21 protein-coding genes are annotated in these 23,288 nt (G+C 41.2%); 5 read left to right on the plus strand and 16 right to left on the minus strand.

All coding sequences use genetic code 11. The features are described 5' to 3' along the window. Nucleotides 1–83: 83 nt before the first annotated feature. The 4 genes from VJ786_RS01615 to VJ786_RS01630 form a co-directional block, all read right to left on the minus strand. Nucleotides 84–1,298: a metallophosphoesterase family protein gene (locus tag VJ786_RS01615; protein WP_134776288.1), complete on the minus strand. Its 1,215-nt coding sequence runs from the start codon at nucleotides 1,296–1,298 to the stop codon at nucleotides 84–86. Between the two features lie 169 nt (nucleotides 1,299–1,467). Then, on the minus strand, nucleotides 1,468–2,493 hold the full coding sequence (gene recA / locus VJ786_RS01620; RefSeq protein ID WP_134776287.1) for a recombinase RecA: 1,026 nt from the start codon (nucleotides 2,491–2,493) through the stop codon (nucleotides 1,468–1,470). Between the two features lie 142 nt (nucleotides 2,494–2,635). Continuing rightward, on the minus strand, nucleotides 2,636–3,298 hold the full coding sequence (gene nth / locus VJ786_RS01625) for an endonuclease III (protein WP_134776286.1): 663 nt from the start codon (nucleotides 3,296–3,298) through the stop codon (nucleotides 2,636–2,638). Nucleotides 3,299–3,610: 312 nt separating this feature from the next. Next, nucleotides 3,611–5,233, minus strand: coding sequence for a S8 family peptidase (locus VJ786_RS01630; protein WP_134776285.1), 1,623 nt, complete (start codon nucleotides 5,231–5,233; stop codon nucleotides 3,611–3,613). 193 nt (nucleotides 5,234–5,426) lie between these two features. Here VJ786_RS01630 and VJ786_RS01635 point away from each other — a divergent pair, with 193 nt between their 5' ends. Continuing rightward, the gene (locus VJ786_RS01635; RefSeq protein ID WP_336557104.1) at nucleotides 5,427–7,514 is read left to right on the plus strand and encodes a S9 family peptidase; all 2,088 of its coding nucleotides are present in this window, start codon (nucleotides 5,427–5,429) and stop codon (nucleotides 7,512–7,514) included. Between the two features lie 297 nt (nucleotides 7,515–7,811). Here the strand turns inward: VJ786_RS01635 and VJ786_RS01640 are convergent, their stop codons facing one another. Beyond that, nucleotides 7,812–8,135, minus strand: a complete 324-nt coding sequence (locus tag VJ786_RS01640; protein ID WP_336557105.1) for a hypothetical protein — start codon at nucleotides 8,133–8,135, stop codon at nucleotides 7,812–7,814. 478 nt (nucleotides 8,136–8,613) lie between these two features. On the opposite strand from VJ786_RS01640, the gene VJ786_RS01645 reads away from it, so the two are divergent. The 3 genes from VJ786_RS01645 to argC are packed head-to-tail and all read left to right on the plus strand — an operon-like array spanning nucleotide 8,614 to nucleotide 11,643. Beyond that, entirely contained in the window at nucleotides 8,614–9,330 is a 717-nt protein-coding gene (locus VJ786_RS01645) for an N-acetyltransferase (protein ID WP_099368138.1), read from the plus strand. A 41-nt stretch (nucleotides 9,331–9,371) separates the two neighbouring features. Next, nucleotides 9,372–10,559: an argininosuccinate synthase gene (argG, locus tag VJ786_RS01650; RefSeq protein WP_134776283.1), complete on the plus strand. Its 1,188-nt coding sequence runs from the start codon at nucleotides 9,372–9,374 to the stop codon at nucleotides 10,557–10,559. 43 nt (nucleotides 10,560–10,602) lie between these two features. Next, nucleotides 10,603–11,643, plus strand: coding sequence for an N-acetyl-gamma-glutamyl-phosphate reductase (gene argC / locus VJ786_RS01655; protein ID WP_134776282.1), 1,041 nt, complete (start codon nucleotides 10,603–10,605; stop codon nucleotides 11,641–11,643). Nucleotides 11,644–12,109: 466 nt separating this feature from the next. Here argC and VJ786_RS01660 read toward each other — a convergent pair whose 3' ends face one another. The 3 genes from VJ786_RS01660 to sucC form a co-directional block, all read right to left on the minus strand. Beyond that, the gene (locus VJ786_RS01660) at nucleotides 12,110–12,922 is read right to left on the minus strand and encodes a hypothetical protein (RefSeq protein WP_099368141.1); all 813 of its coding nucleotides are present in this window, start codon (nucleotides 12,920–12,922) and stop codon (nucleotides 12,110–12,112) included. Between the two features lie 61 nt (nucleotides 12,923–12,983). After that, nucleotides 12,984–14,297, minus strand: a complete 1,314-nt coding sequence (gene hemL / locus VJ786_RS01665; protein ID WP_134776281.1) for a glutamate-1-semialdehyde 2,1-aminomutase — start codon at nucleotides 14,295–14,297, stop codon at nucleotides 12,984–12,986. A 100-nt stretch (nucleotides 14,298–14,397) separates the two neighbouring features. Beyond that, nucleotides 14,398–15,597, minus strand: a complete 1,200-nt coding sequence (gene sucC, locus VJ786_RS01670) for an ADP-forming succinate--CoA ligase subunit beta (protein ID WP_099368143.1) — start codon at nucleotides 15,595–15,597, stop codon at nucleotides 14,398–14,400. 114 nt (nucleotides 15,598–15,711) lie between these two features. On the opposite strand from sucC, the gene VJ786_RS01675 reads away from it, so the two are divergent. After that, complete coding sequence (locus tag VJ786_RS01675) at nucleotides 15,712–16,128, plus strand: OsmC family protein (RefSeq protein WP_099368144.1); 417 nt, start codon at nucleotides 15,712–15,714, stop codon at nucleotides 16,126–16,128. A gap of 3 nt (nucleotides 16,129–16,131) precedes the next feature. Here the strand turns inward: VJ786_RS01675 and VJ786_RS01680 are convergent, their stop codons facing one another. From VJ786_RS01680 to VJ786_RS01715, 8 genes are all read right to left on the minus strand, one after another. Next, nucleotides 16,132–17,142 (minus strand): LacI family DNA-binding transcriptional regulator, encoded by a 1,011-nt coding sequence (locus VJ786_RS01680; protein ID WP_099368145.1) that lies wholly within the window; start codon nucleotides 17,140–17,142, stop codon nucleotides 16,132–16,134. Between the two features lie 31 nt (nucleotides 17,143–17,173). Continuing rightward, nucleotides 17,174–17,323 carry a hypothetical protein gene (locus tag VJ786_RS01685; protein ID WP_336557106.1) on the minus strand — a complete coding sequence of 50 codons (150 nt, stop codon included), beginning with the start codon at nucleotides 17,321–17,323 and terminating at the stop codon, nucleotides 17,174–17,176. Between the two features lie 84 nt (nucleotides 17,324–17,407). Continuing rightward, a complete protein-coding gene (locus VJ786_RS01690; RefSeq protein ID WP_336557107.1) occupies nucleotides 17,408–18,634 on the minus strand; it encodes a S41 family peptidase in 1,227 nt (408 codons plus the stop codon). An 87-nt stretch (nucleotides 18,635–18,721) separates the two neighbouring features. After that, nucleotides 18,722–20,206: a S41 family peptidase gene (locus VJ786_RS01695; RefSeq protein ID WP_134776279.1), complete on the minus strand. Its 1,485-nt coding sequence runs from the start codon at nucleotides 20,204–20,206 to the stop codon at nucleotides 18,722–18,724. 2 nt (nucleotides 20,207–20,208) lie between these two features. Beyond that, on the minus strand, nucleotides 20,209–20,760 hold the full coding sequence (locus tag VJ786_RS01700) for an HAD family hydrolase (protein ID WP_134776278.1): 552 nt from the start codon (nucleotides 20,758–20,760) through the stop codon (nucleotides 20,209–20,211). A 21-nt stretch (nucleotides 20,761–20,781) separates the two neighbouring features. Next, nucleotides 20,782–21,249, minus strand: a complete 468-nt coding sequence (locus VJ786_RS01705; RefSeq protein WP_134776277.1) for a hypothetical protein — start codon at nucleotides 21,247–21,249, stop codon at nucleotides 20,782–20,784. Between the two features lie 9 nt (nucleotides 21,250–21,258). Next, nucleotides 21,259–21,912, minus strand: coding sequence for an ABC transporter ATP-binding protein (locus VJ786_RS01710; RefSeq protein WP_099368150.1), 654 nt, complete (start codon nucleotides 21,910–21,912; stop codon nucleotides 21,259–21,261). Between the two features lie 71 nt (nucleotides 21,913–21,983). Continuing rightward, complete coding sequence (locus VJ786_RS01715; protein ID WP_134776276.1) at nucleotides 21,984–23,285, minus strand: SGNH/GDSL hydrolase family protein; 1,302 nt, start codon at nucleotides 23,283–23,285, stop codon at nucleotides 21,984–21,986. Nucleotides 23,286–23,288: the final 3 nt, after the last annotated feature.

A 23,288-nucleotide genomic window follows, 5' to 3' on the forward strand; every position in this document is an offset into this window, starting at 1 on the left:
CCTAGTGTAAAGATTGTTTCGTTCCTCGCAATGACGTAAAAGTGCCTCCCAATGACGCTAAACCTTGCCCTTGCCAAAAGTTCCTAACCTTTCCCCTTGCCAAAAGTCCCTAACACCTCCCCAGTCTCCTTAACCAACGACACCTCCAACATCTTCCCTTCCGCGCTCACATCAATAAATGTCCGTTCACCTTCCTTCGGACCCCCACCAATAATCACATAATAATTATGCTCCGCATTCGGCTCATGAAAACCATGCCTATGCGTATGTCCTGAAATAACAGCATCCACCTTATTCCTCTGTAATACCTCATGGAAACATTCCTTATTATGCTTCGTTCCATGCCACTCATCCGAATGATGAAAAGGAATATGCGTCACCACAATAGTATGCCTCGCTGATTTCCTTTCCTTCGATTTCAATACCCCTTCCAACCAAGCCTTCTGTTCCAATCTATACCCGTCGTAATCCACCGTCCCAGCATAAACCTCATGGCTATCCGGTTTATCCTCGCCACTATCCAATACCACCCAATACACCGGTCCCATCTTAAATGCATGATAGAACTTACCCTCCGGATAATCAAAATAGGGCTTATAAGACCTCGCAAAAGCTCCTCGGGTTTCATGGTTTCCCCGTACCATCACCATCGGCGTTTGCCCAGCAAATTCGGCACTTACCGGTTTCAATAATTTATCCGTTAGGTCTTTCTGATTATTCACATAATGGAAAGAATCGCCATTCAAAAACACCAAATCCTTTTTAGGAAGTCTGCTTTTTTTATACAATACGCCATAAGAATTTCTATTCTCATGGATATCATTCAAAATCAAGGCGTAAACACTATTCTGATGGCTGGAAGCCAGATTCGCCGTGATCTCCTTGGATTTTATAGCCTGACCATACTCAATCTTATACGCCTCAAAACGGGTGATTTCCTTAGCGGCTACCCGATAGGTCAAGCTTGGCCCATTCCGTTTCACCCGAAACTTAAAGAGATCGGTATTTGCATTCCGCATCCCATCTTCAACCTGGTAAATCGTTTCGACGATAGCCTTGTTATTATCCAACACTTCCACCCAGGCAATACAAGGTTTATTAAAAATACAACAGATGCTGACTTCACGGTCAGTCAGATTTTGTAGGTAGGGCGCTGTTGCGAAATCAAAGCTTTGCGCTTGATCTGCACTTTCCAACAAACTGGTGGAATGGTTTTCCTGCTTGGCATGCGCAGGGATGCTTGCACTTAAGCCCATCAGGCCTAGTCCTTTTAGGAAATTTCTTCTATTAAAGCTCATTATTTAAGTATGGGTTGATGATCAATTAATACCTTAAAATTAAGCCTTTTAAAAATAAGGAAACTGTTTTGGTTGTAACAAGAATGCGATGAATAAAAAATGGGCAATCGTTTGCGGATTGCCCATTTGCCCCATTCGGGTATTTGTTAAACTATTCTTCTTCTATTAACTATTCTTCTTCTTTCGCGATGGCTTGGTCAAGATCTTGTCCAGTAACTTCTGCACGGATCTTAGCCTCTAATTCATCCATCAAATCCGGATTATCAAACAACAGGGATTTCACGGCGTCACGACCTTGTCCCAATTTGGTGTCCCCATAGCTGAACCATGAGCCTGATTTCTTGATGATGTTATATTCCACACCTAAATCGATGATCTCCCCAACTTTGGAAATACCTTCACCGAACATGATGTCAAATTCTGCCACTCGGAATGGAGGAGCAACTTTATTTTTAACGATCTTCACTTTTACGCGGTTACCTGCTACCTCATCCGAATCTTTGATCTGCGAAGTACGGCGGATATCCAAACGTACAGAAGCATAGAATTTCAATGCATTACCACCAGTTGTCGTTTCCGGGTTTCCGAACATCACCCCAATTTTTTCACGTAATTGGTTGATGAAAATACAACAACAGTTTGTTTTGGCAATCGTTCCGGTTAATTTACGTAAGGCTTGGGACATCAAACGCGCCTGAAGACCCATTTTAGATTCTCCCATTTCGCCTTCGATCTCTCCCTTCGGTACCAAAGCGGCTACGGAGTCAATCACGATCACATCGATCGCTCCTGAACGGATCAGGTTATCGGCAATTTCCAATGCCTGTTCACCATTATCTGGTTGTGAGATCAACAGGTTCTCGATATCTACCCCCAGTTTTTGGGCATAGTATTTATCAAAGGCATGTTCCGCATCAATGATGGCAGCGATACCCCCTTTTTTCTGAGCTTCAGCAACAATATGTGTAGCTAACGTGGTTTTACCTGAGGATTCCGGACCGTATATTTCAATGATACGACCTTTTGGAACTCCACCAATACCTAAGGCGATGTCCAATCCCAAAGAACCGGTAGAAATAGCTTCGATCGGTTCTACGGCAGAATCTCCCAATTTCATGATGGTTCCCTTTCCGTAGGATTTCTCTAGTTTATCTAAGGTAAGCTGTAAAGCTTTTAATTTGTCTGAGTTGCTCATATTTTTAGTATATTAAGATCAAAAATAACGTATTGTTTAGATAACTGCAAATTATTTACTAAAAAAATTAGTTTAAATATTGTATTTATTTAAAAATAAGATGTTTAATAGCAGTTAAAGTTAGTTTAAAGATAAATATAGGTTAAGTTTTTTCTACCGGTTTGGCCTTATATTTCTGTTCAAAGTATTTGCAGAAGTAGGTAATGGGACAGATTTCGCATTTCGGCTTTCTGGCCACGCAGATATATCGCCCATGCAGGATTAACCAATGATGCGCAATAGCGATGGTATCCTTCGGCAGGTATTTGATGAGTTGTTTCTCGACGGCCAATGGGGTAGTTGCCCGGCTGGTCAGTCCTAAACGATTGCTGACCCGGAATACATGCGTATCCACCGCCATCGCCGGATTATGGTAAACCACAGAAGATATGACATTAGCCGTTTTACGACCAACTCCTGGTAATTTGACCAGATCTTCGATTTTCTCCGGTACGGTAGAATCGAATTCTGCTACCAGTTTTTGAGCCATACCCAACAGATGCTTTGCTTTATTGTTCGGATAGCTCACGGAACGGATATAGGAAAAAATCTCTTCCACGGAACTGGCGGCTAAAGATTCCGGTTCAGGGAAGCGTTCGAAAAGGGCAGGGGTAACTTGGTTGATGCGTTTATCCGTACATTGTGCAGAGAGAATAACAGCGACCAACAACTCATAAGGGTTGCCGTAGTTCAATTCAGTCTGTGCATCGGGATTATGGGTAGAGAAGTATTCGACGAATGCCTTATATCTATCTTTTTTTAGCATGTACAAATATACTAAAAAGGAACATAGCCACTCCGCTGTCTGAGTGGCTATGTTTTATAAATTACGAAGTGACTTTGAATAGTTGAGTATATTTGCTATTGTTTTATCTTCTGGATTTTTTGATAGTTGCGAAATGCAACCTTTAATCTTATCCTCGAATGATACTTCAACTTCATTATTCTCTACTGTATTCGAGAATTGTTCTTCGTAGTTTAATTCATTTGTTTTAGTAGAATTTTCAACCATAAGCATCTTTGTTTTATATAGTTAACGCAAGATACTTATCAATATTGTGAAAAATTTAACATTTTTTTACTTTTTCTTCGAAAGTAGCTTATCAGCCTCTACAATGGCCTTATAGGCATTCACCACACCACCACTAACGGAAATTTCATCCAAGTAAACACGTTTGTTTCCAGATTCTCCCTTTACTTTTACCTTTTGGTCGATCTTGGTCACCGAGTTCATGATCACTTGTTTTACTTCTTCTGCTGTAAAGCTTGGGTAATATGCACGGATCAAGGCAGCTAATCCTGATACCACTGGGGCAGCCATACTGGTTCCATCCATATCTTTGTATTTGCTTTCCGGCATGGTCGAATAGATTTTCACCCCTGGAGCAAATACATCTACGCTACGGTAACCGTAGTTGGAGAATTCTGCCAATAGGTCGGCATCTACTTTCCAAGCTGTGGCGCCAACCGTGATCCAGTTTTTAGCTTCACCGATGATCGCATCCACGCTATCCGTAAAATATTTCATGGGGTAATTTTTCTCTACATCGACGTTCTTGGAATCATTACCAGCGGCATGAACCAAAAGGACATCCTTGGATTCGGCATATTTAACGGCTTCATCTACTGTTTTTTTGTTGTAGACATAACCTTTTCCGAAACTCATATTGATCACCTTTGCGCCGTTATCTACCGCATAACGGATGGCATTGGCTACGTCCTTATCTCTTTCATCACCATTGGGAACCACACGAACCGACATGATCTGTACCTGATCGGATACGCCATCGATACCCAGGTTGTTTTTGCGTTTGGCGCCGATGATCCCTGCTACGTGGGTACCATGGTCGGCATCAGGACCTTTTACATCTGCATTTCCATAATGACGTTCCGATGCATCATCGTACGTATCGCCGATCAACGGACGCGGGTCGAAACCTTTGTTCAAGTGGTAATCTACCTGATCGCTGAAATAGGTAGCACCTTCTTTGATGTCCTCAAAGAATTTTTCAAAGCTTCCTTTTTCCATTTCCTTTTTAGCGATTCGGATGATGTTCTTTTGGTTGTTGTTCGGGTTAGGGAATGCATCCAGATCCGCTGCCGTAATAGCTTTAGGATCCTTTCCGATACCTTTTACAATGGCTTCCAAGCTTTCTTTGATACGCACATAGTTCTGCTTACCGAACGCCGCCTCATCCATTTTGGAGGTATAATCGGTCACCATTTTTTGATAAGCGACAAATTCTCTTCTTTCTTTTTCAGAAAGAGGTGTAGAAGGAAGGACGGAAATGTATTTAGGTTCATAGATACGGATCAAACGGGTCACTTCCAGGTTATCGTGGTCCACGTTTTCACCTTTGGCATTCCCAAGGAAATTCCAACCATATACATCATCGATATAGCCATTGCCATCATCATCCTTACCATTTCCAGGGATTTCCTTTTTATTCTTCCAAAGCACATCTTTTAAATCTTCATGATGGATATCCACACCACCATCCAATACGGCCACGATTACCGGGCTAGCTTTACGGCCCTTTAATAATTCGTAGGCTTTGTCTGTGCTGATTCCCATCGCTCCATCTTTTTGGTGATCCAAATTGAACCAATTTGCCGGAGCTTTATCTTTTTCTTGGGCAACGCTATAGAAAGGTAGGATACCTAAAGCGAGATAGCACAACAATTTATTTGTTTTTAACATATTTATTAAGATTATAATTTTCCAAAATTAATGTTTTATGGGATATTCATCTGTTAATTAATCTAAAAACTAGATATTATTGCTAAATTTAATCCCAACTAAGACCATTATTAAATTTAAATATATGAAAGAAAAAATTGTTTTTGGTTTAATACTATCGATGATTATTTCATCATGTTCACAAGAGACAAGCGTGAAAAAAGACCCTATAATTTGGCCAGAGGCCACAGCTCCCATTGCGGAATTAAAAGCATTCCAACGTATAATCCATGGCGATACCGTTCAGGATCCTTACTATTGGATGAATGATTATTTTAAGAAGGGCCCAGACTCTTCAAAAGTTGTTTCTTACCTGGAAGCGGAAAATAATTATACCAAGGCGATGATGCAGGACACGGAAGGTTTTCAGGATGTGCTTTTCAAGGAGATGAAGAGCAGGATCAAGGAAACAGATGAAAGTGTTCCCTATCTGAAAAATGGCTATTATTATTACCAACGTACCGAAGAAGGGAAGCAATATTACAAGGTGTGTCGGAAGAAAGGTAATCTTCAAGCTCCTGAGGAGGTGCTTTTGGATGTGGATAAAATGGCCGAAGGATTTCCTTATTACTCCTTGGGTGGTGTTTCGGTAAGTCCGGATAATAAAATGGTTGCTTATGGGGTGGATACGGTATCCCGTCGGGAATATGTGATCTACATCAAAAACCTGGAAACAGGGGAGATATTAAAGGACAGGATCGCGCGGACTTCTGGTTCTGCGATCTGGGCGAATGATAACAAGACCCTTTTCTACACGGCTAAAAATCCGGTGACTTTATTGAGTGAGAAGATTAAGCGTCATACCTTGGGAACCGATTCCAAGACCGATGCCACCGTTTATGATGAAAAGGATAACACCAATTATATTGGGGTATGGAAATCCAAGAATGATCAGTATATTTTCATCCAATCGGGAGGTACATTGAGTTCGGAAACCTTATACCTGCGTTCGGATGATCCGAACGGAACCTTTAAGGTGTTCCAGCCGAGGATGAAGAATGTGCTGTACTCTGTAACGCCATTAGCGGATCGTTTCCTGATCCAAACGAATGATGGTGCCCAGAACTTCAAGGTGATGGAAACGCCTTTGGATAAGACCGGAAAGGAAAACTGGAAGGAATATATCCCGCATAGAAAGGATGTGCTGATCGAGGGCTTGGATGAATTTGAGAATTACTTGGTGGTATCTGAACGCAAGAATGGGTTGACCAACCTGGCGATCCGTAATCTAAAAGATAACAGCCAACATTACATGGATTTTGGCGAAGCAGCCTATACGGTATATTCCAGTGCCAATCCGGAATACCATACGGATGTGGTTCGATATGGCTATACCTCGATGGTTACCCCATCTTCCACCTATGATTACAACATGAAGACCAAGGATAAGACCTTGTTGAAGCAACAGGAGGTTTTGGGAGGATATGATGCCAACCAATATACTACCGAAAGAATCATGGCTAAGGTAAGGGATGGTGTGGAAGTTCCGATTTCAATTGTTTATAAGAAGGGAACGAAGAAGGATGGGAAAGCGCCTTTATTGTTGTATGCGTATGGATCATACGGAAGTTCAATGGATCCGACCTTCAGTTCGACCCGTTTGAGTTTATTGGATCGGGGTTTTATTTTTGCCATCGCACATATCCGCGGGGGAGAGGAAATGGGAAGACAATGGTATGAGGACGGTAAGATGATGAAAAAGAAGAATACCTTTACGGATTTCATCGATTGTGGGCAGTTCTTGGTGGATCAGAAATATACGTCGAAAAACCATTTGTATGCGCAGGGCGGTAGTGCGGGTGGATTATTGATGGGTGCAATTATTAATATGGCACCAGAGCTTTGGAATGGTATTATTGCGCAGGTTCCTTTTGTGGATGTGGTGAATACCATGTTGGATGAAACGATTCCATTGACGACCAATGAGTATGATGAGTGGGGGAACCCGAACCAGAAAGAGGCATATGAATATATGAAATCGTATTCGCCTTATGAGAATATCGAAGCTAAGGAATATCCGAATCTGTTGGTAACAACGGGCTTGCATGATTCGCAGGTGCAGTATTTTGAACCGGCGAAATGGGTGGCGAAATTAAGGGCTACCAAAAAAGGAAGTAATGTGATCTTGTTGAAAACGGATATGGATTACGGGCATGGCGGCGCTTCTGGAAGGTTTGATTACTTGAAGGATGTAGCGCTGAATTATGCTTTCTTGTTTAAGCTGGAAGGGATAAGGGAGTAGGGAATTCGAAGTGGGGATTTCGGAGTTGGGAATTCGAAATCTTCGCGTGAGTGATACCTTCGCGTCATTGCGAGGAGGTACGACGAAGCAATCTTTGGGTATGCTGGCGCCCCATGTCATCCTGAGCGCAGTCGCAGGATCTGTACGAATGGTTATGTACGAACAGATGGTTCGACTTCGCTCACCATGACATGGCTAAAGATTGCTTCGTTCCTCGCAATAACGTGAAGTTTACAATGTCGAAGCCTCGCAATGACGCGAAGTTTACAATGACAAGGTCTCGCATTGACCTAAACCTTATTTCTTATTTTTCAAGCTGTCCGCTTGCAATTGAACTTCCTGCTCTCTCGCCTCATTTTCCTGCTCCCTCGCATCAACCTGATGCTGCTTATAATTTTCCATCGCAACCTTACTTGCAGTCTGCGACACCAATACCCCAGCAATCGCAATCACCGTAACCACCAATATCCCCCACATGTGCTTTTTCTTGTCCTGCTTAACCAGCCAGTACATAAAATACACATAAGGAATCACGAACAGGATATAGAAAATAATACTTGGACCAACCATGATATTTAAATATTTCTGCAAAACTAAGGAAATATTTACGGTTTGGAGCATATCCCTACCAATCTCCCAACAATCTCCCGCCAATCTCCCAAAATCTTACAAAACAATGAAAGATTTTAAACGTTTCAATAATGTAGTGGTCTAATTGAAAGGATTGCAAATAAGTAGAATAGATGTAATTTTTTATGTAAAAAAACTACATTGATATTGCATAAAAGAAAAAAATAATTGTTTACTTTTGCGCAGTCTGATCACAGGATATAAAACGATAAGAAGATGATTTGTAACAGAACATTTTTGGGATTATTTGGCCAAGCTTTCTACAAGCTTGTTCAGGTGTCCTATGTGCATGTTCGATCATTTAATTGTCCAATACTTCGATTCCGACGACCTATTCTGCCTCGAGCTTGATTTACGAGGCAGGCAAATTTCCCATATTGATTTTCCATCAAGCTCGATGGAAGATGGTTAGAGTAAGATTAGATAATCCAAATACTTCGGTATTTACATTTTAGGTCGATAAATTTAAATGACACTTTCAGATTTTTTGATTATTCCCGCTACAGCAGATCATATTGGTTATGCTGAGGTTATCTGTGACGAAATGTTTGAGTCTGCAAAGGCTCGTGGTACAGGTATTGCACGTCGTAAACCCGAATACGTGGCCAGAAAGATGGAGGAAGGGAAGGCAGTGATCGCTTTGCACAAGGACGGTACTTGGGCAGGTTTCTGTTATATCGAGACCTGGAGCCATGGGGACTATGTGGCCAACTCTGGCCTGATCGTCAATCCTATTTTCCGAAAGGTGGGTCTTGCAAAAGCCATCAAGAAAAGGGTCTTTGAATTATCGCATGAAAAATATCCGAAGGCCAAGATCTTTGGTCTGACTACCGGATTGGCAGTCATGAAAATCAACTCGGACCTGGGATACGAACCGGTGACCTATTCGGAATTGACCCAAGATGAAGAATTCTGGAAAGGATGTCAATCTTGTGTGAATTACGATATTCTGATGGCGAAGGACCGTAAGAACTGCATGTGTACCGCCATGCTTTGGGATCCAGTGGAAAAAGAAAAAGAGCTCAAGGAAAAGATCCAGCGTAAAGCGGAAGCTAAAGAACGTTTGGACCGTATCTCCAAGAAACAGTCTTTATTGAAACGCATTGAAGCGAAGCTATGGAAGTCTACCAAAAAAATGGTAGCAACGGTGTTTCCGGTAGGCGTTAAACCTGTAAAAGGTTTTTAAATTGTTATTTTTGTTATTATCAGCATATTAATCGTTATAAAATGAAAAAAGTAGTTTTAGCATTTAGTGGTGGGTTGGATACTTCCTTCTGTTGTATCTATCTTTCTCGTGACCTAGGTTTGGAAGTTCATTCTGTCATCGTTAATACCGGTGGTTTTTCGGATGAGGAATTAAAGACAATTGAAAATAGGGCGTACGAGTTAGGCGTGAAATCCCATACGACCATTGATGAAACTGAAGACTATTACCGTGGAACGATTAAGTATCTTATTTTTGGTAATGTACTGAAGAATGCGACCTATCCACTTTCGGTGTCTGCCGAGCGTGTTAGCCAGGCAACAGCAATTGCCAATTACGCGAAGAAGATCGGTGCTGAATGTGTGGCTCACGGTTCAACCGGAGCAGGAAATGATCAGGTACGTTTTGATATGATCTTCCAGACCTTGATTCCTGGAGTGGAGATCATCACGCCAATCCGTGATCTTCAGTTATCTCGCGAGGATGAAATTGAATATTTGAATAAGCATGGTGTGGAATATTCGGCAGAAAAGGCAAAATATTCTATTAATAAAGGCTTGTGGGGTACATCTGTAGGAGGTGCGGAGACATTGACCTCCAACCAATACCTACCAGATGCGGCATGGCCAACCCCTGTTACTTCAACCGAGCCAATGCAGGTAAGTATCGACTTTGAAAAAGGTGAGCCTGTAGGTTTGAATGGCAATAAAATTGGCGCTGTAAAAGTGATCCAAGAATTACAGGCTTTGGCTCAACCTTATGGAATCGGCCGCGATATCCACGTTGGAGATACCATTATCGGTATCAAAGGCCGTGTAGGATTTGAGGCTGCTGGTCCATTGATCTTGATCAAAGCGCATCATACTTTAGAAAAACATACCTTGACCAAATGGCAATTGTCTTGGAAAGATCAATTGGCTGGTTTTTATGGAAATTATATGCATGAAGGCCAAATGCATGATCCGGTAATGCGTGATATGGAGGCTTTCTTGCAAAGTTCTCAAGAAACGGTAACAGGTCGTGTTTTTGTAGAATTACACCCTTACCGCTTTGTTATTTTGGGTATCGAATCGGAGCATGATCTGATGTCCAATAAATTCGGTAGCTATGGGGAAATGAATAAAGGATATACTGGTGATGATGTGAAGGGGTTCTCCAAGATTTTTGGTAACCAAACCATCATTTGGCATAAAGTAAACAGCAAAGGATAACATAAGTAAACAACAAGGAATTTTAAGGAAACAGCGAGGAAAAATGGAAAAGATCAGGGTAGGAATTATTGGTTCGGCAGGATATACGGGAGGAGAACTCCTGCGTATTTTGATATTCCATCCACAGGTGGATATCGTATTTGCCAATTCGGCTTCGAATGCCGGCAATAAATTGGCCGATGTTCATAACGATCTTTTTGGCGATACGGAATTGACCTTCTCGTCCGATTTTCACAGTGATGTGGATGTTCTGTTCCTTTGTGTGGGCCATGGAGATGCCAAGAAGTTCTTGGATGCGAATCCCGTGGATCCAAGGGTAAAGATCATTGATCTTTCTCAGGATTACCGCTTACGGGCAAATACGGCTTATCAAGGCGCACAGTTTGTGTATGGTTTGCCGGAATTGAATAAGGAAGCGATAAAATCGGCTCAATACATTGCTAATCCGGGTTGCTTTGCGACCAATATCCAATTGGCATTATTGCCATTGGCTTCAAAAGGATTATTGAAAGGTGAGATCCATGTGAATGCCACAACGGGTTCTACTGGAGCTGGGCAGAAGCCATCGGCAACCACCCATTTCTCCTGGAGGAACAACAACCTTTCAGCCTATAAATCTTTTGAACACCAACATCTGCAGGAGATCTCGGAATCACTTGATCAATTGCAGCCTGGCTTTTTACCGGAAGGTGATGGGCCATTGGCAGCTGCTGAAGGTTCTTTGTTAGAACGTGCAGCAAGTAGGATTAATTTTATTCCGCAGCGCGGAGATTTTGCAAGAGGAATTTTCTCTGCTATTTATGTAGATGTTGATCTTTCAGAGGAAGAAGCCTATGAGTTGTATGAGGATTTTTATGCAACGCATCCATTTACACATGTTTCAAAAGCTAACATTGACCTGAAACAGGTCGTGAATACCAATAAGAGTATCATGCATCTGGAGAAGCATGGCAATAAATTATTGATCTTAAACGCAACGGATAACTTGCTGAAAGGCGCATCCGGCCAAGCTGTTCAGAACATGAACTTGATGTTTGGCTTGGATGAAAGAGCCGGCTTGAATTTGAAGTCGGTGGGATTCTAAGGGGGGTAGATTATAGATGTTAGACGTTAGATGATAGACTTCATCCGTCATTGCGAGGAACGAAGCAATCTTCCCGCATGTCATGCTGAGCGTAGTCGAAGCATCTGTTCGTTAGTAACTGTATAGATCCTTCGACTGCGCTCAGGATGACAAAGATTACGCTCAGGATGACAAAGATTACGCTTAGGATGACAAAGTCCAAAGATTGCTTCCTCGTACCTCCTCGCAATGACGGCAAAAACCTTCGCAATGACGGCAAAGCTCCTCGCAATGACGGGGTTGAACAAAAGAAATAAAAATCCGAAAACAGTAAACAAACAAAACAATAAAAAAGCCTGGAAGATCAATTCTCCCAGGCTTTCTATTTAAACTAAAACACGTTCATTAATCAATGAACAATTTTAGCACACTTGTCAAAAGTCTATTATCTAATATCTATTATCTAATGTCTAATAGATATTACTATCTATTTCTCCAACAAATTAACTTTTCTTTCAACAGAAACGTTATCACCTGTTACTGCATTTCCATCTTTATCTACCAAAGTAAGAACTACAGTTGCTTCGCCTTTAGGTAAGTTCAATACTTCATAAGGAACCCATTGATCCAACATGAACTCTTGACCATTGATAGTCGCTTTTACTTTATTTGCATCCGCTCCTAATGTAGTATTAGATACAAAGAAGTCCAACAACAACACATTAGTCTCATCGCCTTTATAATCGCCTTTCGGACGGCTATAGAATACTGATGGTTCTGTTGGTTGAGGAAGTTCGGTGATCTTTCCATCAGCTTCTACTTTGAACTTGATCAATTTCGAAGCATCTGCAGTCTTGATCGACTCATGGAATGAACGTGACAAGAACGACAATAAGTAATGCTCAGAGTTTACAGGAACTGTAAACGTATGTTCTGGTTTATACAAAGCAACATACGGCTTATTATCTAAGATAAAATGGATATGTTGACCATCATGGGAGTTAGCCATATGATGGGTATGCTCAGTCTGTTCAGTCAAGTTAAAGTTTGACACACCGTATTTAACAGTGATCTTCGCTGAATCGGCACCTAATTTCTCTGATGTTAATTCGGTAACTTTCAATGTCGCACCTGGAAAATCCTTAGCATGAGGAAGTGGATTTACGGCAATTGCACCAACAGAATCTGCTAATGCAGTCGTGTCTCTTACTTCGCCATCCTTGTTTTTAGTTGGAGTGTTACATGAAGCCAATAATACTGTTGCTGTAACTACTGCCAATGCTGATTTTAATGTTTTCATTTTTTTATATTTAGTCGAATTGATAATATGATAACAATTTGAATCCAAGATAGTTTGTTTTTTATTGAAATACGACGTCTAAAGCTGCTTTTATAGCAACTAATGTCTGATTTAAGTCATCTTCTGTGTGTGCTGCCGAAATAAAGCCCACTTCATATCCAGAAGGGCCAAAATAAATACCACGGTTCAAAAGCTCTCGGTGCATGACTTTATATTTTTCCATGGAAGCAGGATCAATTTCATCCGCACGTTGGATTTTATCGTTTTCAGAAAATGCAAACCAGAAAATAGATCCGATCGTCGTGATGTTGACCACATAATTTTTCTCTTGGATATATGCACGGATTTCTTCCACAAACTTTTGAGTGGTAGCTTCCAGCTGCTCATAGAATCCAGGAGCTGCCAGAATGGAAAGGGCGGCAATTCCAGCCGCCATAGCTACGGGATTTCCAGAAAGCGTACCTGCCTGATAAACGGCTCCATCAGGTGAGATGCATCCCATGATTTCTTTTGATGCGCCATAGGCACCTACAGGCATCCCGCCACCGATAATCTTACCATAAGTTAGGATGTCAGGTTGGATGTCGTAATATTTCGAAGCGCCTTCGAATCCCAAACGGAATCCGGTTATCACTTCATCAAAGATCAATAATGATCCATTTTCTTTGGTTATATCCCGTAGGAAGTGGATATAATCCTTATCCTGAATCAATAAGCCATTGTTCGCGGGTACTCCTTCGATGATTACTGCAGCGATCTGATCTTTGAAGTCCGCAAAAACCTTTTCCAAAGCCTCTTTGTCGTTCAATGCAATAACGATCGTCTCATCCGCAAACGCTTTTGGAACACCTGCAGAAGAGGTTTCTCCAAAGGTTACCAGACCGGATCCTGCCTTTACCAATAAGGAATCGGAATGCCCATGATAGCAACCTTCAAACTTCACGATCTTATCTCTTTTGGTATATCCTCTTGCCAAACGAATAGCCGACATCACCGCTTCCGTTCCAGAACTTACAAAACGTATTTTTTCAATCTTTTTGTTGTTGTTGAGGATAAGTTCGGCCAAGTGGTTTTCCAATTCCGTTGGAGCACCAAAACTCAAGCCTTTACTTAATTGTTCCTGTACCGCTTCTCGAATCTTGGCGTTGTTATGCCCTAAAATCAACGGCCCCCAAGAACAACAGTAATCGATAAATTCATTGCCATCGGCATCCCATAAATGTGCCTGGTCTCCACGCTCAATAAATAGGGGAGTTCCATAAACAGATTTAAAGGCGCGAACAGGAGAGTTTACCCCTCCCGGGAAATATGCTTTTGCCTTCTCAAATAATTCCGCTGATTTCTTACGTGAAATATCCGAAGTAGATGTTGTCATTTCTTAATGTTTTTTATTTTAACAAAGGTACTATTTACGAATTAGTATTAAAAGAAATGGCCTCCCAAAGGAAGGCCATTCATTATCTTTTAGAAGGAGATTATTTACCTTCTTCCAATACTTTAGTTACTAATTCAGCAGCTTCTTTCAATAAGATCGCTGAGTATACCTGAAGACCAGATTTGTCGATCAATTCTTTCGCTTCTTTAGCGTTTGTACCTTGAAGACGTACGATAATAGGAACTGGGATATTTCCGATTTCATTGTAAGCGTCGATAACACCTTGCGCTACACGGTCACAACGAACGATACCTCCGAAGATGTTGATCAAGATTGCTTTTACGTTAGGGTCTTTTAAGATGATGTTGAAACCAGCTTTCACTGTTTCTGCATTTGCCGTACCACCAACGTCCAAGAAGTTTGCAGGCTCACCACCAGCAATCTTAATGATATCCATGGTAGCCATCGCTAAACCAGCACCATTTACCATACAACCTACATTACCATCTAATTTAACGTAGTTAAGGTTTGATTCACCCGCTTCAACTTCGGTTGGATCTTCTTCCGTAACATCACGCATAGCAGCGATGTCAGCATGACGGTATAATGCGTTCTCATCTAAGTTAACCTTAGCATCAACTGCCATGATCTTATCATCAGATGTTTTTAATACCGGGTTGATCTCGAACATAGAAGCATCAATAGAATCGTATGCTTTGTATAATGCAGCTACGAACTTCACCATATCTTTATGTGCAGCACCTGTTAATCCTAGGTTGAAAGCAATTTTACGTGCTTGGAAACCTTGAAGACCAACTTTAGGATCGATTTCTTCTTTGAAAATTAAGTGAGGAGTTTTCTCAGCTACTTCCTCGATGTCCATACCACCTTCAGTAGAGTACATAATGATGTTACGACCAGTTGCACGGTCTAACAATACAGACATGTAGAATTCTTTTGTTTCGCTTTCGCCAGGGTAGTAAACATCCTGTGCAATCAAAACCTTGTTAACTTTTTTACCTTCTGGACCAGTCTGTGGAGTAACCAATTGCATACCGATGATGTCTGTTGCGCGTTGCAATACTTCATCATGGTTTTTTGCTAATTTTACACCACCACCTTTACCACGGCCACCCGCATGGATCTGTGCTTTTACCACAACCCAATCCGAGTTGAATTCTTCTTTCATTCTCTTAGCAGCTTCAACAGCCTGCTCTGGGGTTTCGGCAACAATACCTTCTTGTACTCTTACTCCGAAACTCTTAAGTATTTCTTTTCCTTGATATTCGTGAATGTTCATTGATAAAAAAATTTGCTGTAAAAATAGGTTATTTATTCGGAAGGGGCAAGATATTATTTCGATAATTGCCTTGTTTTTTTGCTAATTTTGTATAAGCATAGAGATTAAAAAACAATGAAAGTACATTTATCAAGACAGAACGATGCGGTTCATTTCGAAGCATCCAGCGAGTTGTCATCCGTGAAAGTAAATATTGATGGGCCAGATTCCATCGGCGGCGAAGGAAAAGGTGTCAGACCTATGGAATTGGTGCTGATGGCTTTGGGTTCTTGTAGTGTATTCGATTTGACTACCATCCTCCAAAAACAACGTCAGGATCTGCAGGATATTCAAGTGGAAGTAACAGGAGACCGTCGGGAAGAAATACCTAATATCTTCACGAAAATTCATATTGCATTCCGTTTAAAAGGCGATATTGATGAGGCAAAAGCGCAAAAAGCAGCTGAACTTGCCGTGAAAAAATATTGCTCTGTACATGATATGTTAGCTCAGGGTGGTGTGGATATCACCTACAGCATTCAGATCAACTAAGCCTTATTTCATTACTAATTTCGATGGGAAAACGACATGTTGTGGTTCTGCAACATGTTCCTTCTTATCGATGCAATCGAATAAGATTTCCGCAGCCTTCTGGGCCTGCTTATCCGGATATTGTTCAATACTTCCCATTGGCGGATTGTCCATGTATTTCCATAATGGATAATTGGCGTAGGAGATGAAGAACATATCCTGATTCAAAACAATGCCCTTCTGCTTCGCATACCGAATCAGATCTAGGGTTACAAAATCATTGAAGGAGACTACGGCAGATGGTCGGTCGGCTAGGGAGCATAGTTTTTCCATCGCTTCCTCATTCCCTTTCTCTGTTAGATCGGTATGGACAACATAGCTTTCGTCCGAAGTGATTCCTTGTTTTTTAAGGGCTTTCAAAAAGGCTTCTGAACGTTCTTTGGACGCAAGTAGGGATTCTGGTCCATTGATCAAGGCAATCTTACGATGTCCTCTTTCTACAAAAGCATCGATAGCCTCGATCATACCTGAAGAAAGATCGCTATATACTTTATGTACGTTATCCAGATCTGGGACACAATCAAAAAATACTACTGGGATTTCGGTTTTGGAGAGGATATCCACAAAGTCGGTATCTCCCGTGTTTTTCCCTAGGGAAATCAATATACCATCCACACGATGCTTTTTGAAGGTCTGGATGATATGGCTTTCGCGGTTCTCATCATCTAGGGATTGCCCTAAAAGTACGGTGTACTTCTTTTCATCCGCCACATCTTCGATGGCACTGATCGCCTCAGAAAAGAAAGGTTCCGATAATTTCGGGAGAATAACACCGATGGTAAAGGTCTTACGCTGTTTGAAAAAGATAGCAGTCTGGTTAGGCTCGTAAGCCATTTCCTCGGCCATTTTCTTTACACGCATGGTCGTGACCAAGCCTATACTCGGATGGTCGTTCAATGCGCGCGAAACCGTTGAAGGTGAAATCTTCAACTTTCGCGCAATTTCCTTAATCGTTGTTGGTTTGTTCCCTGCCATGCAGTAAAGTTAAGAATTAAATAACTAATTCTTAATCCTTAATCATATTCCTCTCACGTAATTTATTAACGGGAACTGCAGAAGATGTTCTGGTTGTACCTGTTTGGCTACTTGCTTTGGCACTGCTTCCGGATAAGGTATAAGAACCTGAACGGATATGCTGTATAGCCGTAGCTAACATATCCTCACGAAGATCTCCAAAATCAAAGCGAACATTGTCAAAAACACCGGGTTTATCGGCTGGAATGCCATCCCAATAATCGGTTTAGCCTGCGCTGTTTACAATCTTGAAGGATGCTGCCCAAAGGCCTGCTTTGTTTAGGATATCCTGACGGAAGAACCCTACAGGTTTGCCATAAGTACTTCCATGTTCTCCAATAAGGCGCACATTAGCATAGGGTTTCAGCGCGGAAATCACAATTTCTGAAGCTGATGCGGTATAATCCGATACCAAGAAATATACATCGGTAATATTTGTCGCCGAATTGTTGAACATTACATCATCAAATTCACGACTTCCTTTGGCCTTCTCTTCTTTCAGGTTTTTGTTGATATCGTAGCTGAACATCAATTTACCTGCGCCATTGCTGTTGACGATTTTGTTCGCCAAGTATATAGCAGTACTGACATAACCACCGGTATTATATCGCAGGTCGATAATAATCTTGTTGATGGCCTGTTGGTTAAATTTATTGAAAGCTGCATTCATGGCATTATACATGGCCGTGTATTGACCAGCATCATTGGTCATTTCTTCAAAGGATGATAACGCGAAATAACCCACCTTATCAGCATTTACGGTATAAACACTGTCTTTTACCACCGGGAAAATATCGTAGGAGCCATAAGTAAGTGTTTTAGTGAAAGGAACTCCGGCCCTTTCCAGATCCAATACCAATTGGGTTTTGTTCAGTTCCGCTTCAATTAACCTGAAGTTTTTACCCAATGCCTCCACGCCATTTATTTTGATGATTTTATCCCCACGTTTAATCCCAGCTTTGTCGGCTGGTGAATTACCTTCTGAAAGGCCTACATAGGCTGCTGAATTGGCATCTCCACCTTCAAAAACAACAAAGAGCCCGAAACCATCATATGTATCTGCCCGGGCACTTCTGCTAGAAGTCGAACTGATATCTTCGATCCAAGAGAACCTATCCAAAGGACCGGTATAATTTTCAACGATGTTCTGTCCAGGACCATGAAATACATAATCATTTTTAACAGGCGTTAATCCCATTAAATGATTTAACAAGCTTTCGCCACTGCTATATTTATCGCTGATGTCCGAAATCGGGTTATACACAGGAATGCTGGATTCCCAGTAAGAAAGGTATTTGTAATAGAAATAGATACTATCCCGCACTTTCTCATCCGTAGTTCTGTTGTTGCTTACAGGAGGTTTTTCAGGAGATGGGATTTTATCCGTATCCTTTTTACAGGATGATAGTCCGATAAGGACTAAAAAAAGTAGGGTGAAATATTTATTCAGCATGTGCCAATTCTATGTTAAAATGTATGTATTGTTGCTTGCGCAATTATAATTCCAAATTATAGACTTAGCACATGCTGATTAGATTAATTACTTAAGGATGTTTTTTAAATTTTGCTCATTTGAAAACTTAAACATACCGGTAATGTGAGGTGTCTGAGGTTGTATGCTCGTTGCTTCCATCTCAGGTTTTCCCGATTTTGTCGTTCTGCGCATACTCGCTGAAGCACTACGATATGTTCCGTTCGTGATATGATATAGCGCATCCGAAAACATACGCTCGTTTGGATCTCCTAATTGAAGTGCAAAGCTTTCGTACGAATCCGTTTTTTCACCTTTCAATCCATTGAAATAATCACCAAATTCATCCTTGTTTACCATTTGGAAGGAGGTGATGTAATACGAACCATAACCATGGACTACTTTGGATTCAAAGAAACCAACAGGTTTTCCATAAGTTCCAATGGACCCATCATTGCCTCTCACTGTGATCAATTGTACATCCATATACGGTTTCAAGCTGTTGATCACCAATTCGCTAGCCGATGCAGTCTGCTTTGTTCCAAGGAAATATACGCGTTTTAGGTTCAGCGTGTTTTTCTTGTCGAAATAAACAGGACCAAAAGCTTTGCCGGGTTGCAATAATCCAGCATCTTCCAATACATAGTTCACTTTATATTTATACATCAATGCTTTTGCATGGGTGGTTGGCACCAATTGATTGGCTAAATATTCCGCAGACCAAGTTGATCCACCACCATTATAACGCAGATCAATCACTAGCTCATCCACGCCTTCAAAAGCTTTGAACACATTTTCCATCGCTGTATGATAGCTGTTTGGCTGCCCCTGGTTGTTGTATAGATTGACAAATGAGGTATATGCCATGTAACCTACTTTCTTACCATTATGATCGATTACTTTATTGACCATGATCGGATCAATCTGGTAGGCATCGCCCGTAACGGTAATCGTGCTTTCCTTACCATCGATTGGACTTACCACCACTAATTTTAAGGTTTCGCCAGAGAAGAATTTCATGGCGTTCTTAAATTCATTAGCACTCTCCGAATTATAATCAACCTTAGTATCCCCGTTGATGCTGACTACTCGCATTCCACGAATCAAACCCGCTTTAGCTGCTGGTGAGTTCTTTTGAACATAACGGATATAAAGATTCGCGTTGGTTGAACCAGCTGATTCCAACAGGAATATCGGTGTAGCACCGGTCTCTTTATACACACCTTGTTGAATTTCTTCACTCACAGTTCCAGCGCGGTCTACGAAACTGAAACGATCCAGTGTAGCGGATTTTCTCAACTCATCCAATACCTCTTCTGCGGTCTTAAATTTTCCAGTGAAGGACTTTAAGTCTGGCTCATTACCGATCAGTTTTGGCTGCGGTAATTTATCCGTCCATAAGGATAGGGCTAAAGAATAATAATAAGCCGAATCTCTGAACAAAATTTCTTTTTCAGCATCTTTATCAGTCTCCGTATTTACAGGATCTTTTTTACAGCTGGCGGCTACCACTAGGGCTAAAAGCGCCCCCACAAGGATTTTCTTTTTAAACATAATTAGGTTAGTTTTTCTTCTATGAAAATAATCTCTTCGGGTAAACACCCATTTTCAGAAGCAATATAAGGAATTGGATCTATATTGCGGAATACCAATTCATCGATAAAATAGACTTTCACCCCTTTTTCTAACCCCTGCCAGTCGATGTGCTTGAGCTTGTTCAGCTGCAATGCAGGATTACCCTTAGTCAAAACGGCAATCGTTTTCCCTTGTTCCAATAAGGCTGCAAAAAGCAACTTAATTTCATTAAATAACAATAATTTTAGCGGTAAATGCCCATTAACCTGCAATCGCTCATAATTTTCGCTATAATCCTGTTCAAACTTGAATTCTTTTTTAGCCGCCTCAAATACAGCAGCCTCACCTTCGGAAAACAACTTTTCCTTCATAAAGGCAGTTAGGGATTTGCTGATTTCCCGAGCCTCGGAAAATTCAACAAATTGTCCAAAGAGGTAATATATCTGTAACAAATAATCGTGCTTAGGATAAAGCACATCATCCAATTCAAAGAGATATACTTTCTTATCCATTGGGATATCTTTCCAATTCATCTTTATATGATTACTCAAGCTTTATATAGTTACTAAGGCCAATTCTTCTTGATCATCCGAGACCATCAACAATCCGGTTGCCGGTAAATGCAGTTTCTGTTCTACATCCAGGCCTTTTCCTTGTAAATAAATATGGATCTCCGCTTGGGAGGGAGGATTTTCAATCGTAAAATACACAGGTAGATCCGATAGATTAGGCACTAAAGGAATAATATCGTATTCTTCGAACAATAACTTAGATTCTGCTAAACTATTGATCTCCGATTCGCCCAAAGGCAGGATATAATCGATCTGTTTGTCCAAGCTTAATTTCAACAATTCATGGGCATAGGTCGGATTTACTCCCGTTGGTATTTTTAGGTAATTTGCCTGTAGGAAACTAGGCACTTCTTCAGAGCTGGCAAAAACGACTTCAAATTTATCTGAAAATTGTTTGGCCAAACGTTGCGCCAGGGGACGGGTCCCATAGGTAATCAATATTTTTTGCATAGTGTAATTCTAATAAATCAAACCATCACGCATATGAATGGTGCGATCAGAAATCCTCGCCAATTCTTCATTATGCGTTACGATGATAAAAGTCTGTTGCATCTTATCCCGAAGGTCAAAGAATAATTGGTGCAAAGCGGTGGCATTTTCAGAATCCAGGTTACCCGAAGGTTCATCTGCTAGGACCAATGTAGGATCATTGATCAAGGCTCTGGCCACGGAAACCCGTTGTTGCTCACCTCCCGACATGGCCGAGGGTTTGTGGTTGGCGCGATGCTTTACACCCAGGATCTCCAAGAGCTCCAAGCCTTTCTGTTCAACGGTCTTGCGGTCCTTGCCGGCAATATAACCCGGAATACAGACATTCTCCAAAGCGGTAAATTCCGGAAGAAGATGATGGAATTGAAATACAAAGCCGATATGTTTGTTTCGGAAATCACTTAACTGCTTTTCTGAAAGCGAGAAAACATCCTGGCCTTCCAACATGATCGTTCCACGGTCAGGCTTATCCAAGGTGCCAATAATGTGCAATAATGTACTCTTTCCGGCTCCGGAGGCTCCTACGATGGAAACGATTTCTCCTTTCTTTACCGATACACTTACCCCTTTCAGGATTTCCAAATCTCCGTAGGATTTGAATATGTTGTTGGCTTGTAAGATCATAATGCGAAAATAAGAAAAAAAGCCACCCCGAAGGGTAGCTTTTTTATAAGTCGTCTGCTATTTTTCTAAAATTAGCCGGGGAAATTAACCCCAGGATATAGGCTAATGTCCATTTTACCAATGGAAGAGCCGTATTGTTTGTTGATGGCATCAATGAACAGGTTGGCTACAATAGCATTTCCCATAGGGGTTAAATGCACACCATCCAATGAAAACGCATTACCGGTAATGTATGCTGAACTGATCATCACACCGTTATAGATATAACCCGTTTTAACCTTGTTCAAAAAGGCATGAACATCCGCTAAAGCTAGCTTTTTGGCCGCCGCAGTCTCTTTGATAAAGGTATTGATTTCTGAGATACGGGAAACCACTAAGTTGATTTCTCCTTCATCCAAAACATATTTACTTTCAATGGGATTCAATGGATGCAAACCATAAGGGATTTTTAATGCATTTTCAACACCCAATTTAGCCGTTGGGAAAGTCAATATAAACAGATCGTTAGCTGTTGCTATACGTGGTGTGCCGTTTCCAGTTGCGATATATACATTTTTGGCTTGTCCACCTGTTGCCGCTTCTACAGCTGCATTTAAACGTGCTGTGGTAACCGTATTAAAGAAAGGGACACTGGTTACATCAGGAATGGTCGCTACCACCCCTTTTTTCTCTCCTTGGGTTAAGGTTGTGATGAAAGCAGTATAGGCCGCTTTGAAAGTTTCCAAACTGATTAATTTGTTGGTAATGTTTGATTCCACGCCACCATTTGTCGCAAAACCTAACACATCGTTATTTCCTAACCAAAAAGAGAAGAATGTATAATCGTGTGATCCTACGTATTGTAGATAGCTGGTAGAATTTTTGGTCGCATCAGGTAACAAACGTTCAAAATAAGGGTTTCCTGCTTCCGAACCCATGCCTGGTTGTGTTCCAAGATCCAAACGCATGCCTGGTACACCTAAGTTTTGGATTGGATCCAAATATTTTGTGTATAAAGGACCTCCTTGGGCATTCTTTCCTCGTTCGGCCTGTGCAGCAACTGGTTCAGTGATCGGTGATCCGGAATCTGTAAACCCTTTGAAGGTAATATATCCAGAACCATTTGCTTGGTCGGCACTAAAAAATGGGGAGGTAAATGCTCCGCCGCCAACTTCTTTCATCTTTTCAGCGATCAAGTTCGGGAATGCCACTTTTTGTCCTTCTAAGTAAAGGCCATTGTTGGAATATCCAGCCGTTAGGGAGTTTCCGACAGCAATGAATTTTGAAAAATCTGCTGTACCTTTGGTCGCTTCCAATTCATCTAAGCTGGGCGCACATGAACTAGCCAATCCCAATAAGGCTAATCCGATATATAAGTTAAATTTATTTTTCATGTT

The organism is Sphingobacterium tenebrionis, assembly GCF_037126265.1.
In the GTDB taxonomy this organism is placed as follows: domain Bacteria; phylum Bacteroidota; class Bacteroidia; order Sphingobacteriales; family Sphingobacteriaceae; genus Sphingobacterium; species Sphingobacterium tenebrionis.